General features: G+C 72.2%; 25 protein-coding genes. 12 read left to right on the forward strand and 13 right to left on the reverse strand.

Annotation, left to right across the window (positions count from 1 at the left end):
- Positions 1–151 precede the first annotated feature (151 nt).
- The 5 genes from ACIBTU_RS26920 to ACIBTU_RS26940 form a co-directional block, all read right to left on the reverse strand.
- Entirely contained in the window at positions 152–748 is a 597-nt protein-coding gene (locus ACIBTU_RS26920) for a hypothetical protein (protein WP_399129039.1), read from the reverse strand.
- Positions 745–1,356, reverse strand: a complete 612-nt coding sequence (locus ACIBTU_RS26925) for an RNA polymerase sigma factor (RefSeq protein WP_399129040.1) — start codon at positions 1,354–1,356, stop codon at positions 745–747. Before ACIBTU_RS26925 ends, ACIBTU_RS26920 begins: the two co-directional genes overlap by 4 nt.
- Before the next feature lie 198 nt (positions 1,357–1,554).
- Positions 1,555–2,436: a hypothetical protein gene (locus ACIBTU_RS26930; RefSeq protein WP_399129041.1), complete on the reverse strand. Its 882-nt coding sequence runs from the start codon at positions 2,434–2,436 to the stop codon at positions 1,555–1,557.
- Complete coding sequence (locus ACIBTU_RS26935; RefSeq protein ID WP_399129042.1) at positions 2,418–2,843, reverse strand: hypothetical protein; 426 nt, start codon at positions 2,841–2,843, stop codon at positions 2,418–2,420. Before ACIBTU_RS26935 ends, ACIBTU_RS26930 begins: the two co-directional genes overlap by 19 nt.
- Before the next feature lie 182 nt (positions 2,844–3,025).
- Positions 3,026–3,952, reverse strand: a complete 927-nt coding sequence (locus ACIBTU_RS26940; protein WP_399129043.1) for a hypothetical protein — start codon at positions 3,950–3,952, stop codon at positions 3,026–3,028.
- A 311-nt stretch (positions 3,953–4,263) separates the two neighbouring features.
- Between ACIBTU_RS26940 and ACIBTU_RS26945 the strand changes: the two genes are divergently transcribed.
- Complete coding sequence (locus ACIBTU_RS26945) at positions 4,264–6,906, forward strand: N-acetylmuramoyl-L-alanine amidase (protein ID WP_399129044.1); 2,643 nt, start codon at positions 4,264–4,266, stop codon at positions 6,904–6,906.
- Between the two features lie 71 nt (positions 6,907–6,977).
- Here ACIBTU_RS26945 and ACIBTU_RS26950 read toward each other — a convergent pair whose 3' ends face one another.
- The 5 genes from ACIBTU_RS26950 to ACIBTU_RS26970 all read right to left on the reverse strand — a co-directional run bounded on the left by ACIBTU_RS26950 (position 6,978) and on the right by ACIBTU_RS26970 (position 11,467).
- The gene (locus tag ACIBTU_RS26950) at positions 6,978–7,691 is read right to left on the reverse strand and encodes a hypothetical protein (protein ID WP_399129046.1); all 714 of its coding nucleotides are present in this window, start codon (positions 7,689–7,691) and stop codon (positions 6,978–6,980) included.
- On the reverse strand, positions 7,691–8,251 hold the full coding sequence (locus ACIBTU_RS26955; protein ID WP_399129047.1) for a hypothetical protein: 561 nt from the start codon (positions 8,249–8,251) through the stop codon (positions 7,691–7,693). Before ACIBTU_RS26955 ends, ACIBTU_RS26950 begins: the two co-directional genes overlap by 1 nt.
- 81 nt (positions 8,252–8,332) lie before the next feature.
- Positions 8,333–8,848: a hypothetical protein gene (locus tag ACIBTU_RS26960; protein ID WP_399129048.1), complete on the reverse strand. Its 516-nt coding sequence runs from the start codon at positions 8,846–8,848 to the stop codon at positions 8,333–8,335.
- 138 nt (positions 8,849–8,986) lie between these two features.
- The gene (locus ACIBTU_RS26965) at positions 8,987–9,754 is read right to left on the reverse strand and encodes a DUF4328 domain-containing protein (protein WP_399129049.1); all 768 of its coding nucleotides are present in this window, start codon (positions 9,752–9,754) and stop codon (positions 8,987–8,989) included.
- 108 nt (positions 9,755–9,862) lie between these two features.
- A complete protein-coding gene (locus tag ACIBTU_RS26970) occupies positions 9,863–11,467 on the reverse strand; it encodes a glycoside hydrolase family 20 protein (RefSeq protein ID WP_399129050.1) in 1,605 nt (534 codons plus the stop codon).
- Between the two features lie 179 nt (positions 11,468–11,646).
- Here ACIBTU_RS26970 and ACIBTU_RS26975 point away from each other — a divergent pair, with 179 nt between their 5' ends.
- The 5 genes from ACIBTU_RS26975 (at position 11,647) to ACIBTU_RS26995 (ending at position 15,901) form a co-directional block, all read left to right on the forward strand.
- Entirely contained in the window at positions 11,647–12,315 is a 669-nt protein-coding gene (locus ACIBTU_RS26975) for a 2-oxo-4-hydroxy-4-carboxy-5-ureidoimidazoline decarboxylase (RefSeq protein ID WP_399129051.1), read from the forward strand.
- Between the two features lie 170 nt (positions 12,316–12,485).
- A complete protein-coding gene (sdhC, locus tag ACIBTU_RS26980; protein ID WP_078506261.1) occupies positions 12,486–12,866 on the forward strand; it encodes a succinate dehydrogenase, cytochrome b556 subunit in 381 nt (126 codons plus the stop codon).
- Positions 12,867–12,874: 8 nt separating this feature from the next.
- Positions 12,875–13,360, forward strand: coding sequence for a succinate dehydrogenase hydrophobic membrane anchor subunit (locus ACIBTU_RS26985; protein ID WP_188337253.1), 486 nt, complete (start codon positions 12,875–12,877; stop codon positions 13,358–13,360).
- A gap of 19 nt (positions 13,361–13,379) precedes the next feature.
- Positions 13,380–15,134: a succinate dehydrogenase flavoprotein subunit gene (gene sdhA, locus ACIBTU_RS26990; protein WP_399129052.1), complete on the forward strand. Its 1,755-nt coding sequence runs from the start codon at positions 13,380–13,382 to the stop codon at positions 15,132–15,134.
- Positions 15,134–15,901 carry a succinate dehydrogenase iron-sulfur subunit gene (locus tag ACIBTU_RS26995; protein ID WP_399129053.1) on the forward strand — a complete coding sequence of 256 codons (768 nt, stop codon included), beginning with the start codon at positions 15,134–15,136 and terminating at the stop codon, positions 15,899–15,901. Before sdhA ends, ACIBTU_RS26995 begins: the two co-directional genes overlap by 1 nt.
- A 63-nt stretch (positions 15,902–15,964) precedes the next feature.
- On the opposite strand, the gene ACIBTU_RS27000 is transcribed toward ACIBTU_RS26995, so the two are convergent.
- A complete protein-coding gene (locus ACIBTU_RS27000) occupies positions 15,965–16,423 on the reverse strand; it encodes an Lrp/AsnC family transcriptional regulator (protein WP_399129191.1) in 459 nt (152 codons plus the stop codon).
- Between the two features lie 79 nt (positions 16,424–16,502).
- Here ACIBTU_RS27000 and ACIBTU_RS27005 point away from each other — a divergent pair, with 79 nt between their 5' ends.
- From ACIBTU_RS27005 to ACIBTU_RS27030, 6 genes are all read left to right on the forward strand, one after another.
- Positions 16,503–17,450 (forward strand): SMP-30/gluconolactonase/LRE family protein, encoded by a 948-nt coding sequence (locus ACIBTU_RS27005; RefSeq protein ID WP_399129054.1) that lies wholly within the window; start codon positions 16,503–16,505, stop codon positions 17,448–17,450.
- A 9-nt stretch (positions 17,451–17,459) separates the two neighbouring features.
- Entirely contained in the window at positions 17,460–17,876 is a 417-nt protein-coding gene (locus ACIBTU_RS27010) for a VOC family protein (protein WP_399129055.1), read from the forward strand.
- A 148-nt stretch (positions 17,877–18,024) separates the two neighbouring features.
- A complete protein-coding gene (locus tag ACIBTU_RS27015) occupies positions 18,025–18,432 on the forward strand; it encodes a hypothetical protein (protein WP_399129056.1) in 408 nt (135 codons plus the stop codon).
- The gene (locus ACIBTU_RS27020; protein WP_399129057.1) at positions 18,429–18,956 is read left to right on the forward strand and encodes a thiol-disulfide oxidoreductase DCC family protein; all 528 of its coding nucleotides are present in this window, start codon (positions 18,429–18,431) and stop codon (positions 18,954–18,956) included. The genes ACIBTU_RS27015 and ACIBTU_RS27020 overlap by 4 nt, the downstream gene beginning before the upstream one ends.
- Before the next feature lie 104 nt (positions 18,957–19,060).
- A complete protein-coding gene (locus ACIBTU_RS27025) occupies positions 19,061–19,726 on the forward strand; it encodes a TetR family transcriptional regulator (protein WP_399129192.1) in 666 nt (221 codons plus the stop codon).
- Between the two features lie 104 nt (positions 19,727–19,830).
- Entirely contained in the window at positions 19,831–21,012 is a 1,182-nt protein-coding gene (locus ACIBTU_RS27030; protein ID WP_399129058.1) for a D-alanyl-D-alanine carboxypeptidase family protein, read from the forward strand.
- A gap of 28 nt (positions 21,013–21,040) precedes the next feature.
- On the opposite strand, the gene ACIBTU_RS27035 is transcribed toward ACIBTU_RS27030, so the two are convergent.
- Together ACIBTU_RS27035 and ACIBTU_RS27040 are read right to left on the reverse strand one after the other, a co-directional pair.
- Entirely contained in the window at positions 21,041–22,594 is a 1,554-nt protein-coding gene (locus ACIBTU_RS27035) for an ABC transporter substrate-binding protein (RefSeq protein ID WP_399129059.1), read from the reverse strand.
- A 253-nt stretch (positions 22,595–22,847) separates the two neighbouring features.
- Positions 22,848–24,176, reverse strand: coding sequence for a metallophosphoesterase (locus ACIBTU_RS27040; RefSeq protein ID WP_399129060.1), 1,329 nt, complete (start codon positions 24,174–24,176; stop codon positions 22,848–22,850).
- Positions 24,177–24,183: the final 7 nt, after the last annotated feature.

Consider the following 24,183-nt stretch of genomic DNA (forward strand, 5'->3'; position numbering starts at 1 on the left):
CTGTGGGGGGTGGCGACCCCGGCCGTCCCGTATGTAGAGGGTGTTCCGGGCCCGATCGGATGGCCCGGCCGGCAGATCTTCACGCCGCCCCCGCCGAAGCTCCACGCGGTCGTTCCCCACATTTCGCCGCGCCGGGTGCGCCGGGCCGCGACTACCGGCCCTTGCCTCCGCCGGAATTGCCGGAGTTGCCGGAGTCCCCTGAGTTCCCGGAGTTGCTTCCGTTCCCCACGCCGTTCGCCTGGCCCGCGCCGCCGGAGCCGTCCCGCCTGTCGTGGTCCGCGCCGGTCGCCGACGGCTCGGCGCAGCCCTGGGTGGCCCGCTCGGACCGTTTCGTTCCGCGCCCGGCCTCGTACGCCTTGCAGTGTGCGGGCGCCCGGCCGGACGGGGGCGGGGTGTGCGGGCCGGGGACGGTCACGGCGTCGCCGGGTGCGGTCGTCGAGGTCGGAGCGGGGCGCGGCGCGGGCCGGTCCGCTCCGGGGTCCGGGGGGCCGCCGATGCCGGCGACGGCGACGCCGCCCACGGCGAGGCTCGCCAGCGCGGCGCCGAGGAAGGCCCGCGCGGACCAGCGCGTGCGGCGCCGCCTCGGGCGCCAGTCGTCGCGGCGGCGGGGCCGCGCGTCGAGGGCGCCCGCGTCTCGGGCGGCCCGGAACGCGGCGCGGGCCAGCCGTTCGCCCTCGGGGTCGGGTTCCGGCGGGCGTACGGCCGCGGCCAGCGCCTCGCCCACGGGGTCGGGGATCTGCTCGGTCATCTCGACTCACCCAGCGTGGGCGGGCCCTCATCCGTCACACCGCCGAGGTCGCGGGCGAGCCGCCGCAGCCCCCGGTACGCCGCCGTGCGCACCGCGCCGGGCCGTTTGCCGAGGACGCGGGCGGCGGCCGGCCCGTCGAGCCCGACGACGACGCGCAGCAGCACGGCCTCGCCCTGGTCGCGCGGCAGTCCGGCGATCAGGTCGAGGGCCCGCCGGGTGGAGAGCGTCTCCATGGCCTGCTCGGCGGTGTTGTGCGCGGCGGGCAGATCGTGCAGGTCCTGTTCGAGCGCGGTGGCCTGGGGCCGGGTGCGGCGGCGGCGCAGCAGGTCGAGGGCGCGGTGCCGGGCGATGGTCGCGGTCCAGCCGCGGAATCCCGCGCCGTCGCCGCGGAACCGTCCCAGGTCGCGGGCGATCTCCAGCCACGCGTCGGAGGCGACGTCCTCGGCGTCGTCCCCGACGAGACCGCGCAGGTAGCCGAGCAGGCCGGGCTGGACCAGCCGGTAGGCCACGGCGAAGGCGTCCTCGTCCCCCGCCTGCGCCCGCTCGACGGCCGCGCCCAGCTCCCCGTCGCGCTCCTTCGCGCGACGGGGCTCCCCTCCCTGGCCCAACCGCTTTCCTCTTCGTACGACGACAAGTACGCACCGATGCGTACAGAACGACCACCTCGGCGCCCCGCACGGGGCGCCGCCACCGGCTCCGCCCCCATGCCGATCAGCGCCGGACCGCGTGGAAACGTCACAGACGCGCGGCCCGGGCGGACCGAACCCCCTTTGTCCGCCCGGGAGTTGCTGCCGGGCGGTGCCGGATCAGGCCTCGAACACCGACCCCTCGTTCGCGGGCAGCTCCACGATCTGCGCGGCCTGCGGCCTGCGTACCGTCAGCGGATCCCCGTAGCCGGAGAAGTGCATCTTGCCCTTGATCTGCTCGGAGTCCATCTCGAGGCTGCGCAGGTACGGCTTCCCGGTGGCGTCGACGTAGGCGGAGCCCAGGTCCTCGTCGCCCTCCGGCGGCAGCAGCGGGATCACGCGGCGTCCGTCGCGGCGCTCCTCGGGCAGGTCCCGGGTGCCGCTCGTGTCGGCCGCCTGCGCGCCGAGCACCTGGCCCATCGTGCACACCTTGGCCAGGGCGTCGGCGCCCTTGGGGCCGGCGGGCACGTGCACGTACTTGCCCCGGACGAGGTCGAGGCGCTCGCGCATGCGCTGGGACACGGCGGGGCCGCGCGCGTCGGCCATGGTCTGCCACTCGGTCAGCGCCCGGTCGCTGTAGTGCATGTACACGTCGGGCGCGTCGTCCTTCGCCCCCTTGGCCAGGACGATCAGGTCGCCGCTCGCGCCGGGTCCGCCGTCCATGGTGCCGGTGCAGTTCCCCGCCCGGTCCATGCGCAGGTCGGCCTGGGCCCGCCTGCCGCGCTGGGTGATGTCGACGGTCATCCGCACCGTCCGGGCCTCGCCCAGCAGGGTGACCGCCTGGGAGAGCAGGCGTTCGCCGCGGCTCTGGGTGATGACGGCGGGCGGTTCGAGGTCGGCGAACGCCTCGGCGGACCAGTTCCCGTCGGCGCCGGGTGTCGCGAGGGCGCTCGCGGTCAGACCCTCGGACCGGACGGGCTGGGTGAGGACGCCGGCGCCGAGCAGCGCGAGGACGAAGCCGCCGGTCAGCAGGCCCCGGGCGGTCACAGTGCGGCGGCGCATGCGCGACGCCTCCTTCCGGGCAGGGTCAGGTAGAAGGTCTGCAGCGACTCGGCGGCGCCCGCCGTGTAGCGGTTGGCGACCTTGCCGAGGGGGCTGCGCACCCGCCCGTCCGGCATCCGTACGCCGACGTCCTGCCCGAAGTAGTCGCGCTGGGACGCGTCGAAGGCGATCCACTCGGCCCCGGCCCGCCGCACCAGCACCTCGCCGACGTAGGCGCCGAGCCCGAACAGCACGGCGTCGAGCCGCGGTCCGGGTGAGCCGGCCTGCCGCAGACCGTCGACGACCCGGTCGACGACCCGCAGGCTGGCGACGGAGTAGTCGAGCGGCAGCCGCGCCGAGGCGACCCGCGCGACGAACGCCGCGGCGTGCCGGGGCATGTCGGCGGGTCTGTGTTCCACCTCAGGCATGTTGTGCACCCCTTGGTCCGGTCGTGGGGAGATGCGGTCGGACTCGACCCGCACTCCCCCAGCGCTCGGGCGCACCGGAACATCACACGTCACACACATGTCACTTCTCACACAGGAATGCGCCTGCGCCATACAACCGTTGACGTGTCTCAAGTGTCCGGGCCGGGCCTTGAGAGGCCGCTCTAGTGTGTGGCGTCCGCGGGCAGCCGGACCGTGCCGTCGAAGACGCCGCGGTTGTCCGCGCGTACGTCCTGTTCCACCGTGATGGTGCCGCCCCGGTACGGCACCGCGAAGGTGAACGCGAAGCGGTGGGCCGCGACCCGGTAGCCGTGCGCGGCGTCGAGCTCCCAGGTCTCCGTGGAGCGCGTGAGCGTGATCTGTCCGTCGGTCGCCGTGACTCCGGCGTCCCGCAGCTGGGTGAGCGTCGGGTCCAGCTCCCGGGCGGCCTTCCTGAGGGCCGGGCGGGTCCGCGCGTCGGCCAGCGTCCAGCCGGAGGCGGCCACTTCGAGCCGCACGGTGCGGCCCGAGCGCCGTATCTTCGCGCTCTTCCCGTACGCGGCGAACGCGTCGAGCCCCGCGACCGGGTCCTCCACGGCGTCGGCGATCGCGGGATCGGTCACGGGCCCGCTGGTCCAGGCCCCGTTCTTCTTCACGTGCCCGGTGCCGTCGACGACGTACACGGACTCGGGCTTGTGCTGCCCCTTGCTGGTGGTCACGGAGCCGAGCTGTTCCACGGCGACGGGTCCGGTGGTGCGGTGCACGGTCGCGGTGTACGTCGCTCCGGAGGGCGCCTGGCCGCTCGTCGTCGCGGACTCGCGGCCGTCGACGGCGAAGGTCCAGCCGGTCTCGGCGGCCATCGCGCGCCGGGCCCGGCCGAGGTACTGCGCGGCGGTCCGGGGCGCCTTGGCCGCGGCGGCGGCGGGGGTGCGGGTCGCGTGCGCGCCGTCGTCCGCCCGCCGCGTGCGTTCCGTGCGCGGGCCGTCGGAGCGGTGGTGCCCCTTGCGCCGGGAGTCGCCGGAGTGCGAGGCAGAGCAGCCGGACACGGCGACGGCTCCCGCGACGAGCGCGGCCAGGACGGCGGTGCGGCGAAGGCGTGTTGCGGAGAGCACGGGCACCTCTGGGGATCGGGTACGGGCCGGGGTCCGGCCCCGTGGAAGCCGCCCGGTTATACAACGCGCGCCCGAACCCCCGCCACCACGGGCACAAACCACCCCATTCCCTCGCGTGTGCTCGCCCCTGTGATGTTTCGGTGGCCCCGCCCGCTGGACCGTGTGTGCCCACGTGACACGTGGGACCCATGTGACTTTCGAGGGGTGGGGCATTGAGCCCGCGACATACGCGAGGAAAAGCGCAGAGAGCCCAGACGCACGCGTACAGGCCACTGAGTCTGAAGCGCAGGGCCTGGATCACCATCGGCGCGGTGGTGCTCGGCGGGGCGGGGGTGACCGCGTACGCCATCGCCGATCCGGGGGGTTCGGAGCCGCAGGACGCGGTGCCGGCGCGCGCCGCGGCCGTGCACACGCTGAGCCTGACGACGAAGGGCGACCGCAAGGTCGTGCCGCAGAAGTCGACGCAGACCTTCGGCGCCGTCTCGGTGACGTGGAAGGACGCGAAGGAGAAGCTGGACGGCACCGCCCAGTTCCGCGCCCGGGACGCGGAGAGCGGCAAGTGGGGCGCTTGGACAACGATGCCGGAGGAGACCAACGACGCCGACGGCGGCGAGCGTGAGCACACCGCGCTGCGCGGCGGCACCTCGTCGGTGCCGACCCCGGCCGACGCGAACGGCGTCGAGGTGCGGGTGATCGACGCGGACGGCAAGGCCGCCGATCTGCCCGCCGGCATGGACGTCAAGCTGATCGACCCGGGCACCGAACCGGTCCGCAAGGGCAGGACCGGCGGGATCGACCCGGCCGCGTACAGCGTCGCGTCGACGGAGTCGCCGGTCGGCACCGAGACCCCCGTCGGCACGGAAACCCCGGTCGCCACGGAGAGCCCGGTCGCGACGGAGACGCCCGTGGCCACCGAGACGCCGTCCGACACCGCGTCGCCGACCCCGCCGCCGTCCGGCAGCGCGACGGAGACCTCCTCCCCGTCGCCGACCCCGACCGTCCCCGAGGCTCCGCCCTCCACGGTCGTGAAGCCGGCGATCATCCCGCAGTCGGTGTGGGGTCCGAACCTGTCGCACGACGGCACCCCCGAGTACGACACGGAGATCAAGGCCGCGGTCGTCCACCACACGGGCGTCGACGTGGACAACCAGGTGCCGTGCGCGGAGTCGGCGCGCCGGCTGCGTGAGATCCAGCAGGAGCACGTGGCCAAGGGCTACTTCGACATCGGCTACAACTTCGTCGTCGACCGCTGCGGCCAGATCTTCGAGGGCCGGACCGGCGGCATGGACCTGCCGGTGCACGGCGCCCACGACTACGGCTTCAACACCGACACCGTCGGCATCTCCTACATCGGCAACTTCGAGTCGGCCGAGCCGACGAAGGCCGCCCTCGACGCCATCTCCCGCGTCGTGGCCTGGAAGTTCGGCCAGTACGGCATCACGGCGACCGGCACCGTGTCCCTCACCTCCAACGGTGACCTCGGCGTCCAGGGCAACAAGGTCGCCAAGGGCACGTCCAAGACGTTCCCGCGCGTCCTCGGCCACCGGGACACCAACACCACGGCCTGCCCCGGCGCGAACCTCTACCCGAAGCTGAGCCGCATCGCGACGCAGGCCGCCGCGCCGGGCAAGTCGCACGTTCTGCCCAGCCAGAACCTGATCGGCGACGCCACGAACGATCTGGTCACCGGCCTGCCCAAGGGTGCGAGCGGCGGCCAGGTCGCCCTCGTCCCCGGCACGATCGACGGCCCGACGGCCACCGGCCGCAAGGTCATCTCGCAGTCCAGCACCGGCGTTCCGGGCTCCGGCGAGAGCGGTGACGAGTTCGGCGCCGCGACGGCGACCGGCGACATCAACGGCGACGGCCAGACCGACCTCGTCGTCGGCCAGCCCGGCGAGGACGACACGACCGGCCACGCCAACCGCGGCGCGTACACGATCCTCTACGGTCCCGCCTTCACCAGCGGCGTCGGCGTGAACACCGACGCCGCGCAGGCCGTGGCGGGCGCCCGCTTCGGCGCGGCCCTCGCGGTCGGCGACTTCAACGCCGACGGCAAGGCCGACGTGTTCTCCGCGACCACGGTCAGCGGCGGCACCTGGCACGCCCGTTACAGCGACACCAAGCGGGCCGGCGGCGCGCTCACCTCCGCCACCACCTCCCTGGCCGTCCCGGACGCCACGTCCGGCGACTTCAACCGGGACGGCTACGCGGACGTCGCGCTCAACTACCGCGACGGCGGCGGCATCGGCCGCGTCGTCTGGTTCAAGGGCGGCAGCGCCGGCCTCACCAAGGTCGCGACCCTGTCCGTCAAGGGCGGCCGCGCGGTCGCCGCGGGCGACATCAACGGTGACGGCGTCGACGACCTCGTCATCGGCCAGCCCTACGTCGCCGAGTCCGGCGCCGCGACCGGCGGCCAGGTCACGGCCGTCTACGGCGTCGCGGGCACCGGCCTGTCGACCACGGGCGCGAAGACGATCCACCAGGACTCGTCCGGTGTGCCGGGCGGCGCCGAGTCCGGCGACGCCATGGGCGCCTCGGTCGCGGTCGGCGACTACGACCTCGACGGCTACGCGGACGTACTCGCGGGCCTGCCGTACGAGGACCTGACCCGTACGACGAACCGGGCCGACGCGGGCACCACGCTGCTCCTGAAGGGCTCGTCCGCGGGTCTGACCGGCACCGGCGCGCTCTCCGTCAGCCAGGACTCCAGCGGCGTGCCGGGCTCCAGCGAGGCCGGCGACAACGTCGGTTCGGCGGTGGCGCTCGCGGACCTGTCCGGCTTCGGCCGCACGGACCTGGTCCTCGGCGCGGCCGGTGAGGACGCGGGCAACGGCGCGCTCCTGTACGTGCCGAGCAACAGCGGCGGCCTGGGCCTGAGCCAGACCGTGTACTACGGCAACGGCTCGATCGGCACCCCGACCGGGGGCCGGCTGGGCACCAACCTGGCGCCGTAGTCGATCAGTTCCGGCAGTGCACCGGAGGGGCCGTGCGGACATCACCGTCCGCACGGCCCCTCCGGCGTTCGTCACACCTGGCGGGCGTCGCCGCTCAGATCCGGCGACACGGACACCAGCCGGCCGCCGGGCAGCGCCGGATCGGTGAGCGTGAGCCGCAGCACCGGATAGTCCAGGGCGTCGTTGGAGCCGGGCTCGCTGGGCCGGTTCAGGGACTTCAGGGTCTGGCCGGGGCACAGCGCCCGCTTCGGCACCTCGACCTCCAGGGTGAGCGCGCCGTCCGGCACGAAGCGGTACGTACCGTCCTCGCCCGGGCGCACGGGCCGCGCCTTCATCCCCTTGACCACCCGCACGGCGAGCCCGCGCGCGGTGGCGATGCGGCCCTTCCCGTGCGGTCCGTACACGTCGACGGCCGCGCCGGCCGCCGTGAAGGACGCGGGCAGCCTGATCTCCCCGGCCGACTCCACGTGCAGGTTCGCGGTGACGTTGAACCGCTCGCGCTGCAGCCCGTTCGGGATCCGGCTCGTGTACCCGTACGAGGTGACCTCGAGACGGGCCTCGGCGGACTCCTGGTCCATCGGCGGCACGGACCGCCCCGGCGTCCCCGTCCCGCAGCCGCGCGGGCCCCCGGGGCGCACGGTGTCCCCGGCCCCGGCGCCTGCGGCGAACCGGGCGCCGACCGGATCCCGCTCCCGACGCGCGTCCACCACGACGAGACCGACGAGGACACCGACCGCGAGGACGGCGGCCCAGGCGCGGCGCGAAGGGCCGCCGACCTCGTGCATCAGGCGCGGCCGCGGGCGCGTCTGGACACGACGGCGCGCAGCACGCGGCGGCCCTCCATGGACAGGTCGCGGGCCTGCCGCAGCCCGCCGGCGCCGCTCGCGAGCAGTTCCAGGATCTTCGTCTGGCGGCGCAGCTCGGCGGCGACGAGGGGCGTCATGCCCTCGGTGTCGCCCTCGCGGACCCCGGCCGCGCCGTCGGGGGCGTCGCCGCCGACGCCTCCGGCGTCGAGCATCCGATGCACCTGGAGGGCGGCCACCGAGCAGGCGTCGGCCCAGCCGCGCCAGTCGCCCGGCACCTGGCCGTCGGGGGTGGCGCCCAGCATCCGGCGGACGAGTTCGGCGGCCTCGCCGTCCACGACGGTGTCCGCGAGCCGGTCGCGGGCCGCGGCGAGCGTCTCGCCCCAGCCGGCGCCGCCCTCGGCGAGGCTCGCCCACAGCGGGCGCAGCGTCTCGTCGTCCTCGGCGTCGCCGAGCAGCGGCACACAGCGGTCGAGGCAGCCGAGCCCGCTCGCGGCGAGCCCTCGCTCGTCGGCCTGCGCGATCAGTTCCACCAGGCTCATGGCCGTACGCCTCCAGACGCGGACCCGACAATTCCCCTTCGGGGGACTACGGGACTTACTGCGCCGGTCCTGGCCGGAACGTCACAGTGCGGCCACCCCGAGCCGGTCAAGGAAGCGGAAGAACAGCTCCTCCGCGGAGGGTTCGGCCGGGGCCCGCAGCACGTCGAGCAGCGGCTGGGCGGCCACGTCGCGGCCGCACTCGGCGGCCCAGGCGACGGCCCGCTCGGCGGCGTCGGCCGGCGGCAGGAAGTAGTCCTCGAGCGAGCGCTCGTCACCGCCGATGTACCGGGTCATGGCGTCCCGGCCCAGGCAGGCCGTCCAGGCCCCGCTGCGCGGCGCGGCCGCCTCGACGACGGCGCAGCTGCTGTCCATCACGTAGGCGAACAGGGCGGGCGCCCCGGTCTCGGCCGCCAGCGCGTTCATGCTGCCGACGTCCCGGGCCTGCTCCCCGTCGCCCCCGCCGGGACACTCCCACACCTGCCATCCCCCGACCCGCTCCTCCAGCAGGGTCAGCTCCTCCCGCACCCCCGCCAGAGCCTCCAGCTCCCGCAACGGACGATCGCTGCCGGCCACCACGTAATAACCCCAGTAGCCCATCCCCGTGCCCCCGTCCCGCCGTGCTGTTCAAGTGGCTGTGCTGTTCAAGTAGCTGTGCTGTTCAAGTAGCTGTGCCGTTCATGTGACCTGGGCCGAATAGACCACAGCCGTACGGCAGTTCGCCACCCGAAACGCGAACTACGCGAAGGGGGCGCCCGCGGGTCCCGCGGGCGGCATCAGGACCTTCCGGTTCTGGAGCCGGGTCAGCGCGCGGACGAAGCGCATGGCGAGGACCGCGGCGACGATGTCGAGGGCGTCGGTGAACACGACGGCGGCGGTGGCGTCCTGGACGTCGGACAACTCCTTCGCGCCCTCGCTCCAGCTGTCCGCGAGGAATCCGAGGTTGCTGGCGACCAGCCACCCCGCCCACCACCAGTTGAGCAGCGCGTGCGAGGTCCGGTCCTCGCGGGCGCTGGCGTCCCACACGTCGGCGGCGACCCGGCGCGGGTACCACAGGTTGGCGATCGGGACGACGAAGCCGAACACCACCCACGGACGCGCGAGCGTGTGCCCGTGCGGCTCGAACACCTCGGCGTTGCGCCGCACCCGGAAGAACCAGACGAGGAACAGGATCGCGGTGACGGCGAACGTGTACACCTGCAGGTCCCCGGCCTGGCCGTACCAGTCGTCGAGCCGCTCGCCCTCGGCCTCGACCCGCGCCGACCAGGCGCTCCCGTCCAGCAGGTCCCCGGCGAACCGGTACTCCAGGACGCCGGTGACGATGGAGGCCACGTCGGTCAGGATCACCGCGCCGAGCAGCAGCAGAACGGCCTGCGCGAGCCCGTTCGGCGACCGTGCCGCACCCCAGCCCGGCACGAAGGGCGGCGGCGCGGCGGCCGCGCACTCCGGGCACGCGTGCCCGTCCTCGAGAGTCGGATCGCTCTTCCCGCATTCTCCGCACACCACAGCCGTGCCCCTCCCCAGGGAATCCGTCGCCCCGCTGCGGCCCCCCGGCCGCGCGGCCTGCGGAAGATAGAGCTCCGCGGCCCGCGCTGTCCAGCGAGAACCCGGCGGTCAGTCCCCCAGCCGGTTCGCCAGGGCCGTGAACTCCGGCCACGTCAGCTCCGGCTTCTCCGGGTCCCACAGCTTCTGGACGGTGGCCCGCAGGGGCATGCGGATGCCCTGGGCGACCTGGGCCGGGGTCTGCGACTGGGCGAGGTCGCACCAGACGGCAAAGGTGCCGCCGAGGATCTGGGCGTCGTACTGCGCGGGGACCGGGGTGGTGCCGCGCACGACGAGCGGGGTCCAGCTCTCGTAGATCCGCTGACCGGTCGGGTAGACGAAGGTGTTCGGCTGGCCGAGGACGTAGTAGAGGTACTCGTCGTTGTAGTTGGTCAGCTTCTGTCCGGCGCTCAGGTAGGAGAGGGGCTCGCGCGCCCCGATCTCCTTGCCGGTCCAGTACGCGACCTCCAGGTCCTGGTCGGCCCGGACGATGCCGCCGGTGAAGAAGCCGTCGTTCCACGCCTTCAGCTTCCGGTCGAACGGGGCCATCGTCTTCGCCCGGTCGTTCAGCCAGCCCTCGGCGAGATCCTGCACCCGCGCGTTCGCCCCGTACTTCTGGCGGGCGGCGGTGGCCAGCTGCGGATAGGACGCCTCGGGGTTCTGCTTCACCAGGGCCTGGTACTCGTCGCCGCCCAGATGCCAGTACGCGCCCTTGAACAGGCCCGCGTACTCCTTCAGCAGATCGTCCACGATCTTCGCGGCGGCCGGCTTGGAGATGTCGATGGCGCCGCGCGTGGGGACCCCGGCCGCGTCGCGCAGCTGGAGGTCCGGGTGCGCGGCGATGACGGCGCCGAGGTGGCCCGGCGAGTCGATCTCCGGCACAACGGTCACGTGCCGCTGCGCCGCGAGCGCGAGGATGTCCCGGACCTGCGCCTTGGTCAGATGCTCGGAGGACACGACCTCGGGGTGCGTGTCGGACTCGATCCGGAAGGCCTGGTCGTCGGAGAAGTGCAGCCCGAGCTGGTTGTACTTGAGGTCGCCGATCTCGCGGATCCGGTCCTTGAGCCAGTCGGCGGTGAAGTGCTTGCGCGCGATGTCGATCATGAACCCGCGCTGCGGCTTGGCCGGCTCGTCCGCGACGACGCCCTCGGGCGCGGTGCCGCCGCCGTGCACCTCCTGCTTGAGCGTGCGCGTCCCGAGGAAGACACCGCCGTCGCTCGGCCCGACGATCCGCACGGTGCCGCCCTCGACGGTCATCCGGTACGACTCCGGGTTCGCGCCCTTCGCCCCGCCGAGCGCCAGCTCGACGTCCCCGGCGCCCGCCTTCGCCTTCCGCCCGCCGTACTTCATCCCCAGCTCGTCGGCGACGAGCCGCCCCTCGTCGACGAGCGACGCGTCCCGCACCAGCACCGCTCCCCCGCCCGGCTTCCACCCGGGCCCGTGCGCGGCGGTGAACTCCCGCACGGAGGGAATCGTGCGCGGCGGCGTCGACAGGGGGTACGACCGCGTGGGCGACGGCTTCGAGGCAACCGTTCTGGCCGACTTCGAGTCTGCGGGGGCGGGACCGGCGGAATCCCCGCCGCTGTCCGGCCACAGCGCCACGGTCAGCACCACGGCCCCGGCCGCCACGACCGCGCCCCCGGCAAGAAGGGCCTTCCGCTCGATTCCCACGCGCACCACCACTCCCTAGAGGGGCGCGAGGACCGCATGGCGACCACAGACAACCCGCACCCGCGAACGATCATCTCTCCTACGACGAGAAGGCGCGCGACGGCCCTCCCCCGATCCACCGACCGCCTCCCAAACCTCCCCGTCCGAGTGAAATTCGCGCATCCGTCGGACACCCGCAATCACCCATGACTACGGTTACGACCCAAAACAGCCCGAACTCAGTCCCGCACAGCCGCCGGAGGCACCCGCTGTCCGCCGCCCATGACGCCGATCCGGGCCGCCTGCCCATACCCGCTCAGGCCACACCTCGCGGGGGCCACAGCGGCCTCACCCCGTTCAACGCCCTCCCGCAGAGCCACGCCGAAGCCGCCCTGATGCGCTGCTGCGGCAGCCTCGCCTGGGCGCACCGGCTCGCCGCGCACCGCCCGTACCCGGACCTCGACGCGCTGCTCGCCGCGGCCGACGAGGCGGCGTACGACCTGACCCCCGCCGACATCACCCAGGCGCTGGCCCGCGAGGAACCGGCCCGGCCCCCGGACCCGGCGGGCTATTCCGCGGCGCACACCGCCCTGGCCGCCGCGCACGCCGCGTACGAGGCGCGCTTCGGGCACCCCTTCGTGCTGTTCCTCGACGCCACCGCCCCCGGCGAGGCCCTGGACCACCTGCTCAGCGCGCTGCGCGACCGCATGGGCCGGGAGCCGGACGAGGAGCGGTCGCTCGCCGCCGAGGAGCTCCGCCGACTCGCCCGGGGAAGAATCACCCGACTCGTCCGGAACCTCCCGGTCACCCGTACAGCCGCACCGGGCGCGATCCGCCCGGAACGGTCCGGCAATAGCCCGTACGTGCCTGTTTGATTGCCTGTTTGATCACACGAGTGGGCCCCCGCGCGAACGAGCCGCCACGTCGTCGATACGATGTCGAGCGGCCGGTGGACCGTACCCGGCCGGGCCCGACCGACAGAGCTGTATCCAATCGGCTTACGCGTGGCGGCCGGCCCCAGTCCCCACTCCCGGAGGGTTCTTCCGTGCCGGCTGGAACGCTGTACCGCGGCCGGGAAGGCATGTGGTCCTGGGTGGCTCATCGAGTCACCGGTGTCCTCATTTTCTTCTTCCTGTTCGTACATGTGCTGGACACCGCTCTCGTCCGCGTCTCTCCCGAGTCGTACGACGATGTTGTCTCCACCTACAAGACGCCGATCGTCGCGCTCCTCGAGTACGGCCTCGTCGCTGCCATCCTCTTCCACGCGCTCAACGGCCTGCGTGTCATCGCCGTCGACTTCTGGTCGAAGGGCCCGCGCTACCAGAAGCAGATGCTCTGGTCCGTCGTGGGCATCTGGGTCGTCCTGATGGTCGGGGCCCTGTACCCCGTCCTCGGCCACGCCGTCCGTGAACTCTTCGGGAGCTGAGGCCAGACATGTCTGCTGACACGACCCCCGCCACCTCCGGCGTCGGCCCCGTCGAGGGCGCCTCGCTCTACGACGCCGACAACCCGGCCCCGTACATCGAGGCGCCGCGCAAGCGCACCTCGAAGACGGGCAAGGGCAGCCGTGGCAACTTCGAGATGGCCGCGTGGCTCTTCATGCGCCTGTCCGGTGTCGTCCTGGTCGTCCTCGTCCTCGGCCACCTGCTGATCCAGCTCGTCCTCGACGGCGGCGTCTCCAAGATCGGCTTCGCGTTCGTCGCGGGCCGCTGGGCGTCCCCGTTCTGGCAGGGCTGGGACCTGCTCATGCTGTGGCTCGCGATGCTGCACGGCGCCAACGGCCTGCGTACCGTCATCAACGACTACGCCGAGCGCCCCCAGACCCGTCTGTGGCTGAAGGGCCTGCTGTACGCCGCGACGGTCTTCACCGTCCTGCTGGGCACGCTGGTGATCTTCACCTTCGACCCGAACATCCGTTAAAGCCGAGGCGAGCGAACCCGTGAAGATTCACAAGTACGACACCGTCATCGTCGGCGCCGGTGGCGCGGGCATGCGCGCGGCCATCGAGTCGACCAAGCGCAGCCGCACCGCCGTGCTGACCAAGCTCTACCCCACCCGCTCCCACACGGGCGCCGCGCAGGGCGGCATGGCCGCCGCGCTGGCGAACGTGGAAGAGGACAACTGGGAGTGGCACACCTTCGACACGATCAAGGGCGGCGACTACCTGGTCGACCAGGACGCCGCCGAGATCCTGGCGAAGGAGGCCATCGACTCGGTCCTCGACCTGGAGAAGATGGGCCTGCCGTTCAACCGCACGCCGGACGGCACGATCGACCAGCGCCGCTTCGGCGGTCACTCCCGTAACCACGGCGAGGCGCCGGTCCGCCGGTCCTGCTACGCCGCGGACCGCACGGGCCACATGATCCTCCAGACGCTCTACCAGAACTGCGTCAAGGAGGGCGTGGAGTTCTTCAACGAGTTCTACGTCCTCGACCAGCTCCTGGTCGAGGAGGACGGCGTCAAGAAGTCCGCCGGTGTGGTCGCCTACGAGCTGGCCACCGGCGAGATCCACGTCTTCCAGGCGAAGTCGGTCATCTACGCCTCCGGCGGCACCGGCAAGTTCTTCAAGGTGACGTCGAACGCGCACACCCTGACCGGTGACGGCCAGGCCGCGTGCTACCGCCGTGGTCTGCCGCTGGAGGACATGGAGTTCTTCCAGTTCCACCCGACCGGCATCTGGCGCATGGGCATCCTGCTGACGGAGGGCGCCCGCGGTGAGGGCGGCATCCTCCGCAACAAGGACGGCGAGCGCTTCATGGAGAAGTACGCGCCGGTCATGAAGGACCTCGCGTCCCGTGACGTCGTGTCCCGCTCCATCTACACGGAGATCCGTGAGGGCCGCGGCTGCGGTCCCGAGGGCGACCACGTCTACCTCGACCTCACGCACCTCCCGCCGGAGCAGCTCGACGCCAAGCTCCCGGACATCACGGAGTTCGCGCGGACGTACCTCGGCATCGAGCCCTACACGGACCCGATCCCGATCCAGCCGACCGCGCACTACGCCATGGGCGGCATCCCGACGAACGTCGAGGGTGAGGTCCTCTCGGACAACACCACCGTCGTCCCCGGCCTGTACGCCGCCGGTGAGGTCGCCTGTGTCTCCGTGCACGGCGCCAACCGTCTCGGCACCAACTCGCTGCTCGACATCAACGTCTTCGGGCGTCGTGCGGGCATCGCGGCCGCCGAGTACTCCCACAAGGCCGAGTTCGTCGAGCTGCCGGAGAACCCGGCCTCGCTCGTCGAGGAGACGGTCGAGCGTCTGCGCAACTCCACGGGCACGGAGCGCGTCGCGGTCCTGCGCAACGAGCTGCAGGAGTGCATGGACGCCAACGTGATGGTGTTCCGCACCGAGCAGACGATCAAGACCGCGGTCGAGAAGATCGCCGAGCTGCGCGAGCGGTACCGGAACGTCTCGATCCAGGACAAGGGCAAGCGGTTCAACACCGACCTCCTGGAGGCCATCGAGCTGGGCAACCTGCTCGACCTGGCCGAGGTCATGGCGACCTCCGCCCTGGCGCGCAAGGAGTCCCGCGGCGGTCACTACCGCGAGGACTTCCCGAACCGCGACGACGTCAACTTCATGCGCCACACCATGGCGTACCGCGAGGTCGGCGACGACGGCACCGAGTCCATCCGTCTCGACTACAAGCCGGTCGTCCAGACCCGCTACCAGCCGATGGAGCGTAAGTACTGATGGCTACTCCGACCATGGACAAGCTGGAGGCCCTGGAGAAGGACTCCACGTCCTCGCACCTCATCACGGTCACCTTCCGCATCCGCCGGTTCAACCCGGAGGTCTCCGCGGACGCGGTCTGGGAGGACTTCCAGCTCGAGATCGACCCGAAGGAGCGTGTGCTCGACGGTCTCCACAAGATCAAGTGGGACCTGGACGGCACGCTGACCTTCCGCCGCTCGTGCGCGCACGGCATCTGCGGTTCCGACGCGATGCGCATCAACGGCAAGAACCGCCTTGCCTGCAAGACGCTCATCAAGGACATCAACCCCGAGAAGCCGATCACGGTCGAGGCCATCAAGGGCCTCACCGTGCTCAAGGACCTCGTGGTCGACATGGACCCGTTCTTCCAGGCCTACCGGGACGTCATGCCGTTCCTGGTGACGAAGGGGAACGAGCCGACGCGTGAGCGTCTGCAGTCCGCCGAGGACCGCGAGCGCTTCGACGACACCACCAAGTGCATCCTGTGCGCCGCGTGCACGTCGTCCTGCCCGGTGTTCTGGAACGACGGCCAGTACTTCGGTCCGGCCGCGATCGTGAACGCCCACCGGTTCATCTTCGACTCGCGCGACGAGGCCGGCGAGCAGCGTCTGGAGATCCTCAACGACCGTGACGGTGTGTGGCGCTGCCGCACCACCTTCAACTGCACGGACGCCTGCCCGCGTGGCATCGAGGTCACCAAGGCGATCCAGGAAGTGAAGCGCGCGCTCATCACGCGCCGCTACTGATCCTGGTTCCCGCAGGGCTGTGAGGGCCCCGTTCCGCCGGACTTCTCCGGTGGGGCGGGGCCCTCAGCCGTTCCCCGGCCCGGTGACGCCGGCCGGCACCGGCCGTTCGAAGAAGGTCTCCAGGACCACCGTCGCCTGGGTGCCGCTCACCCCGTCGATCGCGTAGAGCCGGCGCAGCACGTCCTGGAGCTGCTCGGTCGTCGCGGAGCGGACCTTGACGAGGACCGAGGCGCTGCCCGCGATGACGTGCGCCTCCACGATCTCGGGGATCGCGGCGAAGGAGTCCGCCGAATCCCCCATCCAGGCCGAGGACTCGACCATCACGTAGGCGAGCACCCCCTGCCCGAGGGCCGCCGGGTCCACGTCGACCGTGGTGCGGCGCACGACACCGCGCTCGCGCAGCTTGCGGACGCGCTCGTGGGCGGCGCCGGTGGACAGGCCGACCTCCTTGCCGAGCGCCGCGTACGCGGTCGTCGCGTCGCGCTGGAGCGCCGCGATCAGCTTGCGGTCGATGTCATCCACGATCTCCATGGCGTCACCGTACCCCGTTCTGGCATAGTCCCGTACGACAGGATGACATTCGGTACCGCACCCGTAGAGGATGATCGTGTCCATAGATCGCATTCCCGTGTCGTACGAAATCCTGGACGAGCGCTTCCGCACCGGACGGTGCGCCAACGGGGACGACTTTCTTCAGGTCCTGCACACCGGCAGCCGTTGGGCCGAGGGGCCCGTCTATCTGCCCGCCTGGCGCCAGCTGGTGTGGAGCGACATCCCCAACGACCGGCTGCTGCGCTGGGACGAACAGAGCGGCCACGTGAGCGTCTTCCGCTCCCCCGCCGGTTACGTCAACTGCAACACCCTCGACCGTGAGGGCCGGCTGATCCACTGCGAGCAGGGCAACCGGCGCGTGACGCGCACCGAGCACGACGGCAGCCTGACCGTGCTCGCGGACCGCTGGGAGGGCAAGCGGCTCAACAGCCCGAACGACGCGGTGGTGCGCTCGGACGGCTCGATCTGGTTCTCCGACCCGGACTTCGGGATCACGAGCGACTACGAGGGCCACCGCGGCGAGTCGGAGATCGGGGCGAACAACGTCTACCGGATCGACCCCATCAGCGGCGAGGTCCGGCTGGTGGCCGACTGCTTCGGGGCGCCGAACGGGCTCGTCTTCTCCGCCGACGAGGGCCAGTTGTACGTCTCCGACACCCGCTCCGGCGTCCTGCGCGTCTTCGACGTACGGGACGACGGGACACTCTCGGACGGCAAGGTGTTCGCCGAGACGAAGGAGGGGCTCGGGCGCTTCGACAACATCCGCTTCGACGACGGTGGCCGGCTGTGGGCGGCGGCCATGGGCGGCGGCGTGCACTGCTACGACCCCGACGGGACGCTGCTGGGGCGGCTGCTGACGCCGGAGCCGGTGGCGAACGTGGTGTTCGGCGGCCCGAAGAACAACATCATGTTCCTCGCCGCGTCGACCTCCCTGTACTGCCTGATGACCGCGGTCACCGGAGCGCCGCGGATCGGTCCGTGGGGATCCGCCCGCTAATCTGACGGAATGTCACTCACCTCCAGCAAGACCGCCCTGGGCGTTCTCGGGTTCGACAACGCCCTCCTGCCGGTGGGCGACCTGCCCGAGGCCGTCGCCTTCTACGAGCGTGCCGGGTTCCCCGTGACGTTCCGCCTCGACGAGGCCGGGATCGCGCTCCTGGGGGCCGGCGGGGAGACCCCGGGGCTGCTGCTGCGCACCGAGGAGGGGTTCGGGCCCCGGCCGGTGCCGTGGCCCGCCGCACGGCTGTGGCTGGAGGTGCGGGACGCGCGGGCGACGGCGCGGGCCCTGAGCGAGGCGGGCATCGAGCCGCTCGCGCCGCCGCTGTCCACCTCCACCGGGTACGTGGTCGAGATCGCGGACCCGTGGGGGAACGTCATCGGGTTCACCGACTACGCCAAGCGGCCGGAGCTCGCCCGGAGTTGAGCATTCCGCTTACTGCCCTCTGATTACTGCCCGTTGAGCGGGTGCTGAGAGCCGCGTCACGCACGCCGCCCTCCGCTTGAACGTGTTCAAAAACAGGTCTACTGTCTGGCACGTCAGCGTTTTTGAACGCGTTCAAGGAGGGTGGGGCATGGACCTCACAGTCGTCGCGTACGTCGTCTACCTCGTCATCAGCATCGGGCTGACCATCTGGGTGGCGCGCACGCTCAGCCGCAACGGCCGGATCTTCCTGGCCGACGTGCTGCACGGGAACGAGAAGCTCGCCGAGGCGGTCAACCACCTGCTGGTGGTCGGCTTCTACCTCGTGAACCTCGGATTCGTCGCGCTCTACCTGAGCGGCGACGAGACCATCGCCGACGCCCGCGGGGTCTTCGAGGCCCTGTCGACCAAGCTCGGCGTGGTGCTCCTCGTCCTCGGCGCCATGCACCTGGGCAACGTCTACGTCCTCAACAGGATCCGGCGGCGCGGCGTCATGGAGCGCGAGCAGCAGCCGCCGGTGCCGCCCCAGGCGTGGACCGCTCCGGTGGCCGGAGCGTGACCTCGACCGAGGCGGCCGTCCGTCCGGCGGCCCGGGACGCCCGGGGGGACGTCCCGGTCCGCCGGCTCACGGTCCTGTACGACGCGGACTGCCCGCTGTGCACGTTCGCCCGGGGCTGGCTCGGGCGGCAGCGGCAGCTCGTCCCGCTGGAGTTCGTCGCGGCGGGCTCGGACGAGGCACGGGCCCGCTACCCGGGGATCGACCACGCGGCCACGCTCGGCGACATCACCGTGATCGGCGACGGCGGGCAGGTCTACCAGGGCTCGGCCGCCTGGGTCGTGTGCATGTGGGCGCTGCGCGAGCACCGCGCGACGGCGCACCGGATGACCACGCCCGCGGGCATGAAGGTCGCCAAGCAGGTGGTGCTCGCCGCGGCGAAGTACCGGGAGGCGCACCGGACGCGGCAGGCCGGGGGCGGGGTGTACCGGCGCGAGGACGGATGGACGTACGACCCCCGGCACGGCTGGACGTTCGAGCCGCCCTCCTGCGACAGCGGTTGCCGCACGGGTGACGCGGCCGATTAGGCTCGGTGACCGTGGCTACTGAAGAACCCGGGGCCGTCCGGCGCAGAAGCGCCGACAAGCCCGCCAAGAGCGAGCAGACGCGGGCGCTGATCCTGGAGACCGCGATGCGGCTGTTCCGGGAGCGGGGCTACGACAAGACCACCATGCGGGCCATCGCCCAGGAGGCCGGGGTCTCGGTCGGCAACGCGTACTACTACTTCGCGGGCAAGGAACATCTGATCCAGGGGTTCTACGACCGGATCGCCGCCGAGCACCAGGCGGCGGTCCGGCCCGTGCTCGACGCGGAGACCGATCTGGAGAAGCGGCTCGCGGGCGTGCTCCGGGTCTGGCTGGAGATCGCCGAGCCGTACCACGAGTTCGCCGCCCAGTTCTTCAAGAACGCGGCCGACCCGGACTCGCCGCTCAGCCCGTTCTCGGCCGAGTCGGAGCATGCCCGGGAGGCCGCGATCTCCGTGCACCGGGAGGTGCTCGCCGGGTCCAAGGCGAAGGTCCCGGCGGAACTGGCGCAGATCCTGCCCGAGTTGATGTGGCTCTCCCAGATGGGCCTGGTCCTGTACTGGGTGTTCGACAGCTCGGAGGGGCGCGAGCGCAGCCGGCGGCTGGCGGAGCGGGGGGCCCGGCTGACCACGCGGGGCGTGGCGCTCGCCCGGTTCCGGGTGCTGCGGCCGCTCGTCCTCGAGGTGCACGAGCTGTTCATCGACTTCCTGCCGGGGATGACGCGGGGTGGGGCGGGGGCCGACGGGGCGGGGGCTGGGGCTGGGGAGGGCTGAGCCTGGGGAGGGCTGGGCGCGGGCGGGGTCGGTCGGGACGGGATCGGGCCCGGGTCGGGTCACCCGCTGTCCTTTACCTGGTCTTTCACCTGTACGTTCGCCAGATGCCCGGCACCACCTCGTCTCCGCAGTTCAGCCGCCGCGCCGCCCTCGGCATCGGGTTCGGCGCGGCCACCGCTCTCGCTCTGCCCGCGCCGCGCGCGTCCGCCGCGCCGGGGGCCTCGGGTGCCTCAGGGGCCTCGGGTGCCTCGGGTGCCTCGGGGGTTCCAAGGCTGCCGAGACTCAACGCGCGGGCCTGGCTGGTCGCCGACCACGACAGCGGCAAGGTCCTCGCCGCCTCCGGTGCGCACCGCGCGCTGCCGCCCGCGTCGACGCTGAAGATGCTCTTCGCGGACACGGTGCTGCCGCGGTTCGGCGCCGACGAGAAGCACCGGGTGACCGCCGCCGACCTGGCCGGGATCCCGGCGGGCTCCAGCCTCGTCGGCATCCAGGCCGGGACCACGTACACGGTCCGGCAGTTGTGGCAGGGCGTCTTCCTGCGCTCCGGGAACGACGCCGTGCACGTGCTCGCCTCGATGAACGGCGGCGTCGCGAAGACCGTGCGGGAGATGCAGCGGCGGGCCGAGGAGCTCGGCGCGAAGGACACCCATGTGGTCAGCCCCGACGGCTTCGACCACCCGGGGCAGGTGTCGTCGGCGTACGACCTCACGCTCTTCGCCCACGCCGGACTCAAGAACGACGACTTCCGCGCGTACTGCGCCACGAAGACCGCCGACTTCCCCGCGGGCGGCGGCAAGACCTTCCAGATGCAGAACACCGACCGGCTGCTCACCGGCCAGGGTGTGACCCCGTACGAGGGGCTGATCGGCGTCAAGAACGGCTACACCTCGCACGCCGGCAACACCTTCACCGGCGCCGCCACCCGCGGGGGCCGCACCCTCCTCGTCACCGTCCTGCGCCCGAAGTCCGGCTACGAAGCCGTGTACGAGGAGACCGCGGCGCTGCTCGACTGGGGCTTCGGCGCGGTGGACCGGGTGACGCCGGTCGGCGCGCTCGGCGCGCCCGCAGGCGGGCCGGACGGGGCGACGAAGTCCGGCGGCGAGCAGGGGGCTCCGGCCGATTCGACGCGCACGGCCTCCTCGCCGGCCGGGCCGACGCCGTCCGGTGAGCGCAAGGAGGCACTGGCGCTGGGCGGGTCCGCGGCGCTCGCGGCCCTGGCCGGCGGCGGGCTGCTGGCGCTGCGCCGCCGGGCCCGGCCCTCGGGACGGCGGCGCAGGAAGGCCTGACGGCCGCCGCCGGCCAGGGCTCCGGCCGTCAGATCCAGTCGAGCTCCCAGAGGCGGAACACGCCCGTCCCGTCGGACAGGTACTGCCCGCCGGTCACGTCCTCCGTGCTGAGCACGTACTCCTTGCTCTGCCACAGCGGGATCAGCGGCACGTCGTCCGCGACGTCCTCCTGAAGCGTGCGCAGATCCCTGAGTGTGCGCCCGCGGTCCTCGTACTCCTGGCTCGCCAGGATCAGCGCGTCCACCCTCTTGCTGCTGTACCCGTTGTGCATGCCCGAGCCGGTCCGCACGAGCTGCGCCGTGAACGTGTCCGGGTCCGGGAAGTCCGGCAGCCAGCCGACCCCGTACGCGTCGAGCTTGCCCGCCGTGTACCGCTTCTGGAACTCGGCCCAGTCGTAGTACTTCGGCGTCACCTCGAACAGATCGGTCCCCCCAACCTGCCGCGCGATCTCCTCGGCCTCCGCCTTCGACGCCGCGCCGCGCGAGTACGCGAACTCGAAGCGGACCGGGGTCGTCACTCCGGCCTCGGCGAGCAGCCGACGGGCCCGCTCCACGTCGGGCTGCGGGTACGCGTCGAAGAACGCCGTCGTGTGCCCGGTGATCCCGCGCGGCACCACGGAGTACAGCGAGTCCACCGTGCCCTTGTACGCCGTGTCGACCAGCTTGTCCCGGTCGATGAGCGAGGCCAGCGCCTGCCGCACGCGGCGCTCGTGCAGGGGCTTGCCCGCGCGCACGTTCAGCACCAGGTTGCGCGTCTCGGCGCCGTCGACCTCCGTGACCCGCTGCTTCGGGTCACTGGTCGACAGACCGGCGAGCATCGCGGGCGGCAGCTGGCGCGCGGCCACGTCGACCGTGTGGCTCTTCCACGCGGACTCCAGCGCGTCGGAGTCCTTGAAGTAGCGCAGCTCGGTGGCGTGCGAGGGGACCTTCGCGGGGCCCTGGTAGTGCTTGTTCGGCACGAGCGTGGCCCGGCTGCCGGGCTTGTACGCCTTGAGGACGTAGGGGCCCGTGCCGTCGACCCGCTCGCCGGGGCGCAGCGCGTCCGCCGGGTAGATCTCCCGGTCGACGATGGCGCCCGCGCCGGTCGCGACCTTGAACGGGAACGTGGCGTCCGGCGACGACAGCCGGAACGTGACCGTCAGCCCGTTCGCCTCCACCTTGTCGAGCGTGTCGAGCAGCGAGGCCGGACCGACCGGATCGTTGATCTTGCGCACGCGGTCGAAGGAGTACTTCACGTCCTTCGCGGTCATCGCCCGGCCGCTCGGGAACTTGACGTCCGGCTGCAGCTCGCAGCGGTACGTGCGCAGCCATTTACCGACGAAACGGCACCCCTTGGCAGCGTCCGGCACCGGGGTGGTGCCGCCCGGCGCGAAGGTCAGCAGCGACTGGAACACATTGCTGTACAGCGCCCACGAGCCCGCGTCGTACGCGCCCGCGGGGTCCAGCGACGTGACCGCGTCCGTCGTCCCCACCCTGACGGTCTTTCCCCCGTCGCTCTTCTCCGGCAGCAACTGCCAGCCGCCGAGCCCCGCCGCGACGATCACCACAACCGTCGCGATGACTCGCAGTCGAACCGCGCGCATCAAACGTCCCTCCCCAGTGACGGTTATCACTGAATCACAGTGTTTGACCTGGGGGAAGAGGGAATTTCGAGGTATCCGAGGTGTGCGGGGGTCCCACCTGTTTCGGAGCGGTCCGACCGATCTCCACGGCAGAGGCTTCCAGCCTCCATAGTGTGGGCATTCAGTGAAGCAGCACGTCAGGCTACCGCCCCGCTGCGGCTCCTCGGTGGGGGCGGCCGGTGCGGACTGTGTTGGGTGGGTGCGGTGGGTGCTCTCAGGCCTGCTTCGACGCCAGCTCGACGACCGTGACGTCGGACGGTGCCCCGACCCGCACCGGCGGGCCCCAGGCGCCGGCGCCCCGACTGACGTACAACTGCGTGTCCCCGTACCGCTCCAGGCCCGCCAGCGTCGGGTTGGCCGCGTCCGCGACGAAGTTGCCGGGCCACAGCTGCCCGCCGTGCGTGTGTCCCGACAGCTGGAGGTCGACCCCGTGCCTGACCGCCTCGTGGATCATCACGGGCTGGTGCGCGAGCAGCACGGCGGCCCGGGAGCGGTCCCGGTCGCCGAGCGCCCTGGCGTAGTCGGGGCCGTCACCGTGGTTCTCGCCCGCGATGTCGTTGACCCCGGCGAGGTCGAACGCCCCCAGTTCCACCCGGGCGTTGGCCAGCGGCCGCATCCCGATCTCCCGGACGTGCTCGACCCAGGGCTCGGCCCCGGAGAAGTACTCGTGGTTGCCGGTCACGAAGTACGTCCCGTGCCGCGACCGGAAGCGGGACAGCGGCTCCACCGTCGACGCGAGGTCCTCGACGCTCCCGTCGACCAGGTCCCCGACGACCGCGATCAGGTCCGGCTGCGTCCCGTTCACGATCTCGACGACCCGCTCCGCGAACCCCCGGCCCAGCACGGGCCCCAGGTGCACATCGCTGACCACCGCGATCCTGAACCCGTGCGCCGCGCGCGGCAGTCTGGCCAGCGGCACGGTCACCCGCTTCACCTTCGGCCCGCGCAACACGCCGTACGCCCCGTTCCCCACGACCCCGGCAGCGGCCACAGCCGCCGCCCCACCCACGACCCGGGCCAGGATCAGCCGGCGGGTGGGGGCGACGCTCGGGGTGAGGGTGGGGGTGGGGGTGGGAGCGGGGGTTGAGCCCGGGGTGGGGACGGAGTCGGGAGCGGGGATGTCGGGCTTTCCGGCAGGCACAGGCTCGGCCGCATGCTGGGCCATGACCTCGGCCGCCTCAGCCACCTCGGCCACGTCAGCCGACTCGCCACGCCCACCGGCCCGGCGATCGAGCAGACGCCGCAGTACGGGCCGCAGCACCTCCCCCACCAGCAACGCCAGCACCAGATACAGCGCGAACGCCATCCAGAGGAACCCCGGCCACGCCAGCACCTGCTGCAACAGGAACGGCGCCCCCGTCCGCTCCGCGACCAGCGCCGCGAACATCAGCACGGGCCCGACGGCGAACACCACCGCCCCGCCGCGCCGCACCCACCCCGGCCCCGCCGTCGTGTCCCGCACGAGGCGCCGCCAGGCGTAGTAGTGCAGCCCGGCCAGCGCGCCCAGGACAAAGAGGGCGATCAGCACAAAGGCGACGACCATGGCGCCG

It is taken from the genome of Streptomyces sp. NPDC050145 (genome assembly GCF_044460245.1).
GTDB lineage: Bacteria > Actinomycetota > Actinomycetes > Streptomycetales > Streptomycetaceae > Streptomyces.